Source organism: Sphingobacterium sp. BN32, from assembly GCF_030503615.1.
Taxonomy (GTDB): domain Bacteria; phylum Bacteroidota; class Bacteroidia; order Sphingobacteriales; family Sphingobacteriaceae; genus Sphingobacterium.
Map to the genome: position 1 here is coordinate 3,261,596 of NZ_CP129963.1, position 14,988 is coordinate 3,276,583.

Sequence of the window (14,988 nt, forward strand, 5' to 3'; positions counted from 1 at the left end):
TTTGTTTGCTAGAAAACCTGCACATTTGTATTTATTTTTTGTTAACTTGATATTTAGCACTAATTGATTCGATATATGGCGAGACTCACTTCAATCTTAGATAACGACTTCTATAAGTTTACCATGCAGTATGCCGTGGTCAAACTATTCCCGAAAGCTAAAGCGCGCTATCAATTTATCAATAGAGGAAAACATGAATTCCCGGAAGGTTTCGCTGAAAAACTGCGCGTGGCGATCCATCATATGGCTGAGCTAAAACTAAGCAAAGCAGAGAAAGAATTCTTCGCCAAAACCTGTCCTTATATAGACCCTACTTATTTCGACTTCCTACAGGGCTATCAGTATGATCCTGAAGAAGTGAAAATCACGCAAGAAGGAAGCAACCTCGAAGTACATATAGAAGGCTATTGGTATAGAACGATTCTTTGGGAAGTTCCGGTAATGTCACTGATCTGTGAATTATATTACGAAGAAACCGGACAAGAACGTGTATCTGACGCGGAGGTAGCCCAGATTGTTAACGACAAAATGGACAAATACGATAAGCTAAATATCACAATAGCCGACTTTGGAACCCGAAGAAGACATTCTTATGCGGTGCACGACTTGGTAATCAAAGCACTGCGCGCCCATGATTCCAACACATTCATCGGAACCAGCAATGTGCATTTCGCGATGAAGTACAAAACAAAACCAATCGGCACCCATGCACATGAATGGTTTATGTTCCATGCCGCCAAATACGGCTATAAAATGGCCAATCTATTGGGATTGGAGCATTGGGCAGATGTGTATCGCGGTGACCTCGGAATTGCCCTATCGGATACTTATACGACCGAGGCTTTCTTTAAACAATTCGACAAGAAATTGACAAAATTATTTGACGGTGTTCGTCATGATAGTGGAGATCCGATTGAGTTCGCGAAGAAAACCATTAAACATTACGAAAGCAAAGGGATCAACCCGCTAAATAAGACCATCATCTTTTCCGACGGTCTGGACTACGATAAAGTCGTCAAAATTGTGGATTTCTGTAATGGAAAGATCGGGCATTCTTTCGGTATTGGAACCGACTTCACAAACGATGTTGGTTTGAAACGGATGAATATCGTATTGAAAATGACCGAAGCCTACCCTGACGAAGGCGAATGGACACCTGTAATCAAGCTATCCGATGAGCCCTTAAAACATACCGGCGACCCGGAAGAAATCAAAATGGCGAAACGCTTTTTAAATATTCCAGACCATGCATAGAGATGTTTACGGCGAGGCCCTTTACGATTTTCAAGAAAAGGGCGAATTAGCGGAGCCCCTACTCCTGCACAGCAGCTATGGCGATATCGAAGAGATGCCCGTGGAAGTGTTCTATCGTGAAGAGGATGACCTTCCTGAGATGGAGTTCATCGCCCTTTCCTTATGCGACGGCAAGGTGTTGGATGTGGGCGCGGGTACGGGAGTGCACGCCTTATATCTGCAAGAGAAAAATTTCGATGTCACGGCGCTTGAAGTCTCTGAGATTGCCTGCAATATTATGAGAAACCGCGGCGTACAACAGGTAAAACATGAGGATTTCTTCAAGTTTCATGGGGAACAATACGACACGCTTCTCTTTCTTATGAACGGTATCGGTATTGCCGGAACCTTAGCTGGTTTCAAGGCATTGCTACAGCATGCAAAGACCCTGATGACCGATCGCGGGCAGTTGCTATTCGATAGCTCCAACATCGAATACTTGTACGAGGAATACCACATTAAACGCCCTGACCACTATTACGGTGAAATAAGCTTCCAATACGAATACAAAGGCCAAAAAGGCGAACCTTTCAAATGGCTATATATCGATCAGCAAACCTTGATCAAAATAGCACATGAGGAAGGCTGGGTCGTGCAAATCCTATTCGAAGATGAAAACGATCAGTATTTAGTAAGGATGGAGCCTAGAAAAAAAGATAGCTAGTACCAGTCTCATCTTAATCAAAGCCATTACAAAGCCCAATCATAGCCCTTTCGAAGCGGCTTTGATTGGGCTTTGCATTGGGTTTGAAAGGGAACTACAAGGGCTTTAACTCGAAGCATTTCTAAATAAATTTCGAGTAGGATATGGAATTCTATGCTATATTGCATCTGTTAGGTAAAACTTTCAATATGGCTTACCGACACGCAAAACAAACCAATATGAAACGACTCTATTCACTTGTCCTCATGCTGATACCGGCATTGCTATGGGGACAAACTAAACAGGAAACTTCATCAATTATGAATAAATGGAAAGAGGTAGATCGCTTGATCTCCATAAAGAACTATGAACAAACAAAACCCTTACTAGCAGATATCAAAGCCTATGCGCTAAAACATCAAGACGACCCGATGTTTGTGAAGGCTTTTCTTGCCGAGTCGAATGTGTATAGAATAAATAACGAAGAGGAGAAGTTTTTCGAGCTAGGGCAAGCGCATTTTGAAAAGAGTATTGCAGCGAGTAAGAGCACATTGGTCAAAAGCGTGTTGACCAATTTTTATGCGCAGTATTTGCAATCCATGCTTTATCTAAATTATAGCGAGCCAAAGAACGTCTTTTTGAAAAAAAGTCGCAAGGAACGTATGCTCTTCATCGATTCGCTATACGCAAGCTCTTTGAAAAACAAGGAGAGACTAACCCAGGAAAACCTTTCGAAATGGGCGGCGATCTTCGCTGACAAAGAAAATATATCTCTTAGCCCGACGATGTATCATTACCTCGCTTATTTCTATATTTCATTTTTGAATTCAAGCGATGCCCCAAATCCGAAATTAAAAGCTCAACTTGTCGAAGATCTTTTGCAGCAAAGTAGGGCTTTGAAATCCGCAGATGCAATTTCCTATTTACTATATCTTCAACTAGACCGTTCGAAATTCACAACGCTAAAAAAACAAGCGGATGCTTACTATAAATTAATTGAAAGCAACAAAAGCGATTATAATGCCTACCTCTATTTTGAGCTGGCGAGTGCATACGAATCCGGACGCAAGTATACAGAGGCGTTGCAAATTATAAAAAAAGCAAAAGAAGAGTACCCAAAGAGCAAATGGATCAATTCGGTAAAGAATTTGGAAAATGAGATCCTACGCCCACAGATCGGGATCAGTCATAAAAAGTTTGAGCCCTCCGAGTGGTACACTCCTTTTAAATTGAATTTCAAAAACTTGGAGAACTTATACATTCGCGTTTATAAAGCACCCTATTCGCCAAAGGACTTAACCGATTATCAAGTTAATCGCGACAGTTTATCGCAATTAGTGAGTGTAAACTCGACTGTGGTTTATGAAGATCAGTTAGATCTGAAAGCATGGAATGACTTCAATGAACATTCGACTATTTATAAAATCAATCCCCTCCCCTTTGGGAAGTATATCCTCCTCTACTCCAATAATGCTGAATTTAAAGACGATGGTATTCTTTCAAAAGTTGTTAGCACTAGCATACAAATCAGCGACTTAGATATTTCAAATGTGCAAATGTTGAGCACCTATGAAGTACGCAAAATGCAAGCGCTCTTACTGAACAAGAAAACGGGGCTTCCTTATGCAAATAAAGAATTAGCGTTTTATGATATTGTCGATAAACAAGCTAAGCTTTTCAAACAATTAAAGACAGATAAAAACGGTTTAATTGATTATTCAACCAAAGGGTCAGTCAATACGATGAGACTCAAAGACTATGTGTTTTATATCCCGGAAGAAAATCAATTTATCGACATCCATTCGCTTCAATATGGTAGGGATGGATTCGAGGAAAACAAAGATGCTGAGGAAGAGAACTCAAAAACATGGGCAACGATATTGACCGACCGGGCAATGTATCGTCCTGGACAGGAAGTTCAGTTCAAAGCAATCGTGTATAATAACAACCCGCGGAAAGGCCATACGCTGGAAAACATGAAAGTAGAAGTATCGCTGTTAGACGCCAATCGGCAAATCGTCGACTCGATCAAGTTAACGACAAATGCTTTTGGCTCAGTGCACGGCAAATTGAATATTCCGACAAGCACATTGAATGGTCACTTCATGATCAGGATAGGAACCAAAGATGAAGATTTCGGTAAGCAATACGTTCGTGTCGAAGAATACAAGCGTCCAACTTTTAAAGTTACGCTGGATACCAATAAAGAGACCTACAGCAAGAAAGACACTGCCGTTTTCAAAGGAAATGCAGCAATGCTTTCGGGAGCTCCGTTGATCGATGCAGAGGTTAAATATAAGGTACAAGTTAACACCTACCAACGACGATATCGACAATTTGAAATAGCCGATACCAGCACATTTACCGATGAGCATGGGAATTTTGAATTTAAAATTCCTTTAATGGATACTGCTTTGGCCGAGCTAACGAACTTTACGCTTTCTTATACGGTAGACGTCGCTAACCAAACTGGCGAAATGCAGTCTATATCGGCTGCATATACCTACGCGGATAAGCCATGGAACTTAGCCATTGAAGTTCCTTCGCCGACCGTTGAAGGAAAATGGAAGGAGATCAAGATCAACAGCACAAATCCGAACAATCAATTTCTGCCCATGAAGGGCACTGTAAAGATTTACAAGACTACTGATCCCGATAAGGTAATTTCGGATAAGTTCATCCAGTATTTTAACGAAGTCGAGCGTCTGGTTTTAAGTTATGCAGATTATGAGCGCTATTTCCCTCATTATTTCGACAAGAAAGTATTGAACAAGGAGGTTCGGCAAGAATTGGTAGCGACTTATGATTTTAATACTGCGGACACCAACTTAGTTCGAATCGATAGCCAGCTGTTCACAAAGGGCATCTACCGCATCGTCGCGAGCAGTAAGCCCGACGCAGATAGCATAAAAGCGGAACGAACAATTTTTGTGATTGATGAGGATACGAAAACCCATTCCGACAAAACCTTCTTCACTGTATATACGGACAAGCCAGTTTACAATACAGGCGATAAAGTTACCATACATGTAGAATCGAAGAAACAGGATGCAAAGAACGTTGTTCTTCTTTCGCTATCAGGCGATAAAATGAGAACGCCAATTCATTTGGCATTAAAGGATGGAAAAGCAAGCTACTCGTTTACACTTGATGAAAATGCGCTTCTTGTACCATTAAGATGGAGAGCATTGTTTATGATGGATAATCAGTTAAGCTATCAGGAAATCCCTATCTACGTCAACAGAACGGATAAAACTATTGTAATCAAAACTGCAACGTTTAGGGATAAGATTATACCGGGGATGAAAGAGAAATGGAGCTTTACGCTATCATCAAATAACAAAAAGCTAGAAACGGAAATTTTAGCGAGTATGTATGATGCCTCATTGAATCAATTTGGAGAGCTCCATTATCCATCAGCTTTCCAATTGGCCTATACTTACTATTATAATGACTATGATTACATTCAGAGCGGTTTTAACATGTTGAATTACCAAATGGGAAGATTTCCTTTAACTACTGCTTTTCCTTCAGTTCACAACCACTTACCTGTAGTCAAAACTTACCATTTTTGGGAAAACGACGGGATTCCTTTCCCTAGCGCCATCGTTTTCGAAAATGAAGGTATTGTGGGTCGTGCGCCTGTTGAAGGAAGTATAACGGGATCGACAAAGGGAGTAGAAGGTAGAGGTTCTAACAATGTAGCCTTATACGACGAACTACGAAACCCTAACTTACGAAGAGAGGTTGCGGAACAATCAGCACGTATGAAAGCCCCTAATGGTGAATTTGGTCCTAAAAAGTTAGAAGATCTCGATCAGGTTAAAGCTCGCACTAATCTACAAGAAACGGCCTTCTTCTACCCTACGCTATATAGCGATGCGGAAGGCAATGTATCCTTTGCATTCGACTCTCCGGAAGCATTGACCCAATGGAAGCTCCTATTGTTTGCACATGGTAAGAATTTAGAGGCTGGTACAGCTAGCTTCTATGCACAGACGCAGAAAGAACTGATGGTTCGTCCGAATCTTCCGCGCTATTTCCGCGAAGGTGATGAAATGACCATCAAAGCGCAAGTTCAGAATCTATCGGATAAGCAGCAAGATGGGCAGGCGAAGATCCAGTTGATCAACCCGGTCGACAACAGCGATGTGACGACAGCATTCTTGCAGGAGGATGCGACGAAGTCTTTCGTGTTGGCGAAAAAGAATAACCAAATTGTAGAATGGCGGATTAAAGTTCCGGCAAATTACCCAACCATTCAGGTGAAAATAGTAGCTGCATCGGCTGAGTTCTCCGATGGAGAGATTCAAGAGTTGGCTGTATTGCCAAACAAAGTCTTGATCTTGGAGAGCGAGAAGGTCGTACTTAAAGCCAATGAGGCGAAAGAATTTAAGCTGGAGAGCGCTGCGAAAGAGAACTTGATGGCGAAGGTACAGGTGCAGAGCAATCCGATCTTGGAGATTATATCCGCACTAGATTATTTGAACCATTACCCATATGAATGTACAGAACAGAGCAGCAGCCGCTGGTTTGGGTTGAAGATGGTGCAGTATATTGGCAATCATTATCCGGCCATTGCTGACTATTTCAAAGAAATCAAAGCGAAAGAAACGAAGAGCAGACTGGAGGAGAATGCGAGTCTGAATGAGCTGAAAATGCAGGAGATGCCTTGGCTTCGCGATATTCAGGGCGATGAGAAAAAGTTGCAGGCTATTGCGGATCTATTCAATTCGAATATAAATGCTGAGTTGCAGCAACTGGAAAGTAAATTGGCGAATGCACAATTGGCTAATGGGGCTTTCCCTTGGTTCGAGGGAGGGAACTCGAATACCTATATCTCTATCCGTATTTTAGAGGTATTCGGTAAAGTTCTTTATCTTGATAAATCACTGATCAATGCGCCGATTCAAGATCAGATGAAGCGATTGACCAATTATTTAGATGTGGATACCAATATTTATAAGGAAAAAGCGTCGGCTGAACTTGCCTTGGACTATCTGTATGCACGTCATTTCTGGAATGGTTATTTTAAGCTTTCTAAGGCGACTTCTGATAAATTGAATAAGAAGATTGCGACGGCACCAATGATTACGGCTGAAGGCCCGGCAGGCTTGGCGGCGAAGGCTTGGATTGTTAACCAACTGTATGGTTCTGGCAAAGAAGCGAACGAGTTGAAGAACAGAATACAGCAGGAGGCGATTTTCGACAAGGACAAAGGGACCTATTGGCCATCGAATGAGCGCTATAATAGCATCAGTTTGCAGACCTATTTGGTGGAAGCTTTTAAGAGCTATGACCCGAGCAAACTGATGGATATTACACAATGGTTATATTATAAGAAAGAGGCTAACTCCTGGAGAAGCACCTGGATGACCGTTGATGCGATTTACGCCTTACTGTATGCGAACAATCCGAAGGACTTTGCCATGGAGAATACGGTGAATGTTTTGGTCGATGGAAAAACTGCGGATATGAACAGTGCTGTTCTGGGACAGGTCAGCAAGACGTTTAACATTTCGGAATTAGCGTCGAACAAAACTATTCAGATTACCAATAACAACGATAGAACGATTTATGGTGCTGTTTATCATCAATACTTTTTGCCTGTGGAACAGGTCAAGGCGAATACGAATGAGCTACGCGTGAGCAAACAATATTTGGTAGAGCGCAACGGCAAATGGGTAGAAACGAAAGAAGCGAAGCTGGGAGAGCGCATCAAGGTTAAGATTACGGTAGTTAATGATAAACCTTTGCAATATGTGCATCTGAAAGACAGCCGACCTGCTGGTGTGGAGCCTGTTTACAGACCTTCGGGATATCAATGGCGCGGAAGTTTCTACTTCACGTTGAAGGATGCCTCGACAAACTACTTCTTCGATTACCTGCCAAAAGGAACTCGAGAATATGAGTATGAAGTTAAAGCCAATAATATTGGTTTGTTCAATTCGGGCTTAAGTACCATAGAATGCATGTATGACCCGACCGTGAATGCAAGATCGGAGAATATAAAGCTTACCATTGTTGAATAGCATATAACAGCAAAGGCCGCCCGTTAGGGTGGCCTTTACTTTTTATTTGTATGTGTTTGATGCAATAGCGATCGTAGAAGCTATTTCCACCAGTGATGGGTTGCCAAGAAGAAAGTATTATTGAATTTCTTTATTGACTTCCTTCATCACAATTACCTTTTCCTTCAGCTCTTGTTTTTGCTTTTTAGCCTGTTCGGCAATATGATGTCCTCCCAAGATTGGAGCGATCACCAAGCCTACCAGACAGGTTAATTTAATCAAGATATTCATGGATGGTCCAGAAGTATCTTTAAATGGATCTCCTACGGTATCTCCGGTTACTGCGGCTTTATGCGCATCAGAACCTTTGAAGGTCATCTCGCCATTGATCATGACGCCGGCTTCGAAGGATTTCTTAGCGTTGTCCCACGCACCACCAGCGTTGTTTTGGAAGATAGCCCATAATACCCCTGATACCGCAACCCCGGCCATATAAGCTCCCAAGGCCTCTGCCCCCATCACAAAACCTACGATAATAGGTGTGATAATCGTGATAGCGCCTGGCAACATCATTTCACGCAATGCGGCTTTGGTCGAGATATCTACACATTTACCGTATTCCGGTTGTCCTGTGCCTTCTAGGATTCCTGGAATTTCACGGAACTGACGTCTAACTTCGTTTACCATATCCATCGCAGCTTTACCTACCGATTGCATAGCAAGCGCAGAGAAAACTACTGGTATCATCCCGCCAATAAACAATGCGGCTAATACGTCAGCTTTAAAGATATTGATACCGTCGATTCCTGTGAAGGTGACATAGGCTGCGAAAAGCGCTAATGCGGTCAACGCCGCTGATGCAATTGCGAATCCCTTTCCTACGGCTGCCGTCGTATTACCTACGGAGTCTAACACGTCGGTTCGCTGACGCACTTCCTTCGGAAGTTCACTCATCTCCGCAATACCTCCAGCATTATCTGCAATCGGACCGAAAGCATCAATTGCTAACTGCATTGCCGTCGTTGCCATCATTGCTGACGCAGCGATTGCTACGCCATAGAAACCTGCTAATTCGTAGGATCCCCAGATCGCTAATGCAAATAATAATACCGAAGAGAAGGTAGACTTCATCCCTGTCGCCAAACCAGCGATGATATTAGTAGCTGCACCGGTAGATGAGTTCTGAACGATATTTAAGACTGGCTTTTTACCCAATCCTGTATAATACTCAGTGAAAGATGAGATCAACCCTCCTACGGCAAGTCCAACGATAGTCGAGTAGAATACATTCATCCTTGCGATCTCTTTATAGCCTTCTCCAAAAAACTTCATGTGGATAGTCTCTGGGAGCATGTATTGAATAAGGAAGAAACAAGCGATTACCGTTAAAATAATCGATGCCCAGTTTCCTGTATTCAATGCTCTTTGCACCTGTGCTTCTTTGGCATCATTGCTACTGACCTTTACTAAAAAGGTCCCAATGATAGAGGCAAGAATACCCACACCGGCAATAACAATCGGTAGAAGAATAGGTCCCATACCATTAAAGGCATCCGTATAAGCAGTGCCTGTAGCCTCCGACATATCCTTGATGATGTAATTACCAAGCACCATGGAAGCGAGCACCGTCGCAACGTATGACCCGAACAGATCGGCTCCCATACCTGCAACATCCCCGACATTATCTCCAACGTTATCCGCAATCGTAGCCGGATTACGAGGATCATCTTCCGGGATGCCGGCTTCTACTTTACCTACTAAATCTGCACCCACGTCGGCTGCTTTGGTGTAAATACCACCACCAACACGTGCGAATAAAGCAATGGATTCAGCTCCCAGCGAGAAACCCGCTAGGGCTTCCAATACGACGGTCATCTCATTATAAAAAGTCGAAGTATTGGTAACAAACATTTTAAGGAACAAAAGAAAAAAGATACTAAGACCTAATACGGCCAATCCGGCAACACCAAGGCCCATAACAGTTCCACCAGTAAACGACACTTTCAAGGCCTGTGGCAAAGAAGTACGAGCCGCCTGCGTGGTTCGCACGTTAGCTTTTGTCGCTATACGCATACCTATATTTCCGGCTAACGCTGAGAAAAAGGCTCCAAAGATAAAAGCAACGACAATAATCCAATGTGTTGTCTCTACCAATGTTGATACGACGAATAAAGCGACAGAGGCAATTACTACGAAAATTAAAAGAATGCGGTACTCCGCTTTTAAGAAGGCCATCGCGCCCTCTTGGATACTTTTGGAAATGAATTGCATTCGGCTTTCTCCCGCATCCTGCTTCCCAACCCAACTCGCTTTCGAAAGCATAAACAGTAACCCCAAAACAGCGAGCACTGCAGGTAGATAAATGATAAATTGTTCCATATAAAGTCTATTTGGTTTACTTTAAAGGTATCATTTTTTTTACATCAAAAAAAATGCGCTAAAGTACATTTTTATATGATATTTAGACAGTTAAGCAAATGTAGAAGCTATAGCCTAGGTTTAGAAGACAGGCCAGGAATATAGGTTTTCTTTCAATAGCACCTGCTCTGTATCCAGCAATTCGCGAAGTACTTCCAAACGTCGATCCTCTTTCCCAATTGTCAGTGTGTCCATCAGCTCATGTAGCGTCATTGCTCGAGAAAGCAATACCTGTTGAATCTCCTGTTCAATTTTCCTACGTTCATTCTTACGAAAATCTCTGGTCACACATAGGTCACATACGCCGCAAGGCTCATTTGTGTCCTCTCCGAAATACTGCTGCAGGGCTATGCTACGACAATCTTTGGTATCCAGATAATGGTAAATTGCCTTCACTTGCTCTTGCTTAAAAGCCTTGCGAGTCGCAATAAATTGCATATCGATATATAAATTCTTATAATCAACTCTTGCTTGTAGGAATTGCAATTGCGGTTTATCAGTCTTTGCGAGATAAGTTCCCATCTCATATTGCTGCATCATTTTAAGCATATGGATGACCTCATCAACGGACTTCCCGATTTTACGCGCCAGTTCGAATTCATTGATGGGAACAAAGTAGTCAAACACTCCGCCGTAAAGTCTCAATATGGCCTTCACAAGGTTATCATATGCCACACTGCTTACTTGAAACTTATAGAGCTCCTGAAAGCCTACCTCGAACTTAAAACGAGCAGGGATATAGACCGCTTCTGACAAACTTAGCCACTTATCACGTTCTAAAAACTTCAGCGCACTAAGCGTCTTTGCTAACTCTAGCTTATATTTCTTTGCAAACTCGACAACATCAAAATCAAATGTCAAGCCTTGTCCCGCGCCTATAGCGATCTGGAAATGATTGCATAAGTAATGGTAGCATTGTTGAATGAAAGCAAAATCTGGAAAGCTAGATTCGACGTTTTCCCAAAGGTCATCTCGATCGGCTTGCTGATAGAGCAAGACCGGATAGGCTTTCTTTTCATCTCTTCCCGCCCGTCCGGCTTCTTGATAATAAGCTTCTAAGGAATCTGGAAGATCAAGATGGATAACAAATCGTACATCGGCTTTATCGATCCCCATCCCGAAAGCATTAGTAGCAACAATAACTCTCGTGTGGTTCTTTGTCCAATCCTCCTGCTTCTTATTTCGAACTGCCATTTCCAGTCCAGCATGATAAAAGTCTGCCGGGACGCCATGATTAAGTAAATAGCGAGCAACCTCTTGTGTTTCGCGCCTATTCCTCACATAAACGATTCCCGTTCCTCCCATCTTCTTGATGACGCGCAACATCCTTCCCATCTTATTCTCTTCGTCGAAAACCATATAGCCTAGGTTTCCTCTCCTAAAACTTTTCGAGAGCACATTCTCTTCTTTAAAGCCTAGCTTTTCTTGGATATCTGTAACCACCCTCGGGGTAGCGGTTGCAGTCAAAGCTAAGAAAGGAACATTGCTATGCAGTTCGCGCAGCTTGATTAGCTCCAGATAAGAAGGTCGAAAGTCGTATCCCCATTGAGAAATACAATGGGCTTCGTCGATGGCAAAGAGATTCACTTTCATATGGCGAATCCGTTCCTGTACTAAATCCGAGTAGAGGCGTTCTGGTGCAAGATATAAGAATTTGATATTACCAAAGATGCAATTGTCGAGTGCGATATCAACCTCTCTTGCTGACATCCCGGAGAATATGGCGATAGCAGGGATATTTCTTTTGCGGAGATTCTCCACCTGATCTTTCATCAGCGCAATCAAAGGGCTGATTACGATGCAAATTCCACTTTTCAACATACTAGGAACCTGAAAGCAAAGGGATTTTCCCCCTCCGGTAGGCATCAAAGCAAGCGTATCCTTTCCTAACAGTACCTCATGGATAATCTCTTCCTGTAAAGGTCGAAACTTCTCATATCCCCAGTATTGTTTTAATATAGAAAGGCTCGTTTGTTCCATCATTTATATGTCCCAAACATACGCAAAATTCTCTTTCAAAATGTAGTAGCGACGCCCAAGAGCATCTAATTCCGTCGTCTTTTCGTTAATAAATGACCAAGAATTGCTTCCATCCAGAATGATAACACTTTGCGTATTAGTATTCGTCGGTGCGATGTTGTTTCGTAATAGAACGAAGGCGGCATCCGTCGTGCAAGCTTTATTACAGATGGCTATCATCTCCACTCCTTCTTTGAGGATAACGCGGTTACTATCCTTAGGCAACTTCACAAAAATTACCTCCTGAAGGGCTGAAAACCTCGTGAGATCATTATGGATACTAAACTGTAAGTTCTTCTGCGACAATGAATCTGCGGAGCTATAGACATATACTGCCGACCTTTCAATCATGGCAATAGCGAATTCTCTTCCCAGCTGATAGAATCGTAATCCTTCATACGACTTGAGCACTACTTCCTTTCTAAACTCATAGGCGATGAACAGAAATAAGCTTAGAACACTAACCCACAACACGCGCTTTTCTTTAAATCGAAATGCTATCAGGAGGCCAAGCAATATGATATGCATCAGAACCATTTCTTGCCAACTCCAATAAATGCCTTGAATAGACGAGCATGGTAAAGCCTCGACCTGCTGAAGCGCGATATAACTATAGGCTAAAGTCTTTTGGAGTATTATCCCGACAAGTTCATTAACAACATCAACAGGACATAACATCAATATTATACCGCCTATCATAATAATACTAGACGGTATGGCCATAATGAAATTCCCAAGTAAGAAGTAAGTCGGAAACTGATGAAAATAGAATAAAGCCAAACTGGTCGTACTCACCTGTGCGGCAATACTCATATAAATCATATCTAGGGTCTGCCTTATGCCAAACTTATAGGAATAATACATCCGCTGCAGGATCGGCATGACGGTCATAATTCCGAACACCGCTAAATATGATAATTGAAACCCCATATCCAACAACATTAACGGATTGATGCATAGTAGAATTAAAGCAGAACCTGCCAAAGAGTTCAAACCAATCAGATCTCGTTTGAGACTTAAAGAAAGCAGATATAGACTGAACATAAGCGTTGCGCGCAGAACAGCAGGCCCCAGCCCACAACAAACAGCGAATAGCCAGATGCAAGCCAACGAAATCCAGATACTCAGAAGCCTAGTCCGTCGAACGAAGCGTAGAGGAGATAACAGAAATGTTATCACAGCGCATACGATTGCTACATGCATGCCGGATACACTCAAGATGTGAATAGTACCCGTCTTTGAGAAGGTCTGCATTAGTTCAGCGCTGAGTTCTGCTCGGTATCCGAAGGTAATTGCCGATGCCAATGCGGCATAACTTTGTTCGGGGATATACTGATGAAAGCGATCGTTTAATAACTGTCTATTATTTTCAATCAATAGCGGTAAATAATTCTCTTTATTTCTAACAATTGTTCGAAAAGATTTAGCAGTAAACCAAATCTGATATTGGATCGCCTGACTTTTCAAGTAAGCCGAATAATCGAAAGCATGAGGATTTCGCGCCGGAGTGGTCTGCGTTATTTTTCCGCGAATCAGTAGCGTATCGCCCAGACCAAAAGATACCGACAGGCTGCTATCTTTCCACAACAGCCCCTGGACTAATACCTCTTGATTCAACTCTTTAAACTCCTTAGCCTCCTGTCGTCCCATTACTTTTAAGGTCATCCGATAAATCTTATCCCGCTCCACGGGCGATTCATCTATTAGAGCCACCCACACATGTTCTGAATCGCGAAGATCTTCATCCAAGGCCGGAAGGCAATTCACAGTCAACTGTATTCCAAACATTAGAAAACAAAGGAATAGATAAGCAGAAACCACAAAGCTTTTCACCCTGTTCCTTACGATAAATAGAATTGGCAAAAGGCCAGCGAGGTATATAAATCCATAATGAACAACAACTTGTTCAATAGGTAGGAAATAAGCGATCGCTATTCCCAAACAGAAAGGAACAAGCGCTTTAATACAGGGCGCTTTTGAAACATTCAGTTTAAAATCATACGTACTCACCAGCGGAACCTCACCTGCAAACGAATCTCACTTCTATGATTTTTGTCTATTCGATCTAACCCAGATCCCAAATGCGCTACATCAAAATACCGACTATAGCCATATTTGGTCCACAGCGTCCATTGGCTATTGATGTTCCAGCGCTGATTGAAATAAAAACGACAGCCATGATTATAGAAGAATGGAAATGAAAACGAATAAAGCATATCCCTTTCAAAACTATAGATTCGAGCATTAAAGCTATCAATATTGAAATAAACCAGTCGGCCGCTTGCCTTCCAACGCCGCGCAGTTCCTGTCCATTGCAGGTCTTGATAAGCCAATACTCCATACTGAGGCGGCTCGCCAGATTTTAAAAATTGAACAAATTCAAGGCGGTTCCCTATCTCCCAGTTATTAGAAAGTTGGTATCGAAAATTAAGTCGCATCTGATCCTTTCGAACTTCGGCAAGTTGATCCCGGATCTTCAACTCCGCTAGGTAGTTCTCTTCATAAAACCTATACTGATACCGCAAACTAAGTTCGCCTTTCTTATGCCAAGTCCGTTTTAGCTGACTGAAAAACACGATACCCTTGCTTGGAAAGTCAGCTCTA

At 42.3% G+C, this 14,988-nt stretch carries 7 protein-coding genes; 3 read left to right on the forward strand and 4 right to left on the reverse strand.

Translation table 11 applies throughout. The features are described from left to right. The first annotated feature begins 75 nt into the window (after nt 1–75). The 3 genes from pncB to QYC40_RS13830 all read left to right on the forward strand — a co-directional run bounded on the left by pncB (nt 76) and on the right by QYC40_RS13830 (nt 7,968). Nucleotides 76–1,254 (forward strand): nicotinate phosphoribosyltransferase, encoded by a 1,179-nt coding sequence (gene pncB / locus QYC40_RS13820; RefSeq protein WP_301990713.1) that lies wholly within the window; start codon nt 76–78, stop codon nt 1,252–1,254. Continuing rightward, nucleotides 1,247–1,957 carry a bifunctional 2-polyprenyl-6-hydroxyphenol methylase/3-demethylubiquinol 3-O-methyltransferase UbiG gene (locus QYC40_RS13825; RefSeq protein ID WP_301990714.1) on the forward strand — a complete coding sequence of 237 codons (711 nt, stop codon included), beginning with the start codon at nt 1,247–1,249 and terminating at the stop codon, nt 1,955–1,957. The genes pncB and QYC40_RS13825 overlap by 8 nt, the downstream gene beginning before the upstream one ends. A 218-nt stretch (nt 1,958–2,175) precedes the next feature. Then, complete coding sequence (locus tag QYC40_RS13830; RefSeq protein WP_301990715.1) at nt 2,176–7,968, forward strand: alpha-2-macroglobulin; 5,793 nt, start codon at nt 2,176–2,178, stop codon at nt 7,966–7,968. Between the two features lie 117 nt (nt 7,969–8,085). Here QYC40_RS13830 and QYC40_RS13835 read toward each other — a convergent pair whose 3' ends face one another. The 4 genes from QYC40_RS13835 to QYC40_RS13850 all read right to left on the reverse strand — a co-directional run bounded on the left by QYC40_RS13835 (nt 8,086) and on the right by QYC40_RS13850 (nt 14,960). After that, nucleotides 8,086–10,326: a sodium-translocating pyrophosphatase gene (locus tag QYC40_RS13835; RefSeq protein WP_301990716.1), complete on the reverse strand. Its 2,241-nt coding sequence runs from the start codon at nt 10,324–10,326 to the stop codon at nt 8,086–8,088. A gap of 120 nt (nt 10,327–10,446) precedes the next feature. Continuing rightward, nucleotides 10,447–12,348 (reverse strand): ATP-dependent DNA helicase RecQ, encoded by a 1,902-nt coding sequence (locus QYC40_RS13840; RefSeq protein WP_301990717.1) that lies wholly within the window; start codon nt 12,346–12,348, stop codon nt 10,447–10,449. Then, entirely contained in the window at nt 12,349–14,394 is a 2,046-nt protein-coding gene (locus QYC40_RS13845) for a ComEC/Rec2 family competence protein (protein ID WP_301990718.1), read from the reverse strand. Beyond that, on the reverse strand, nt 14,391–14,960 hold the full coding sequence (locus QYC40_RS13850) for a hypothetical protein (RefSeq protein ID WP_301990719.1): 570 nt from the start codon (nt 14,958–14,960) through the stop codon (nt 14,391–14,393). Before QYC40_RS13850 ends, QYC40_RS13845 begins: the two co-directional genes overlap by 4 nt. Nucleotides 14,961–14,988 lie beyond the last annotated feature (28 nt).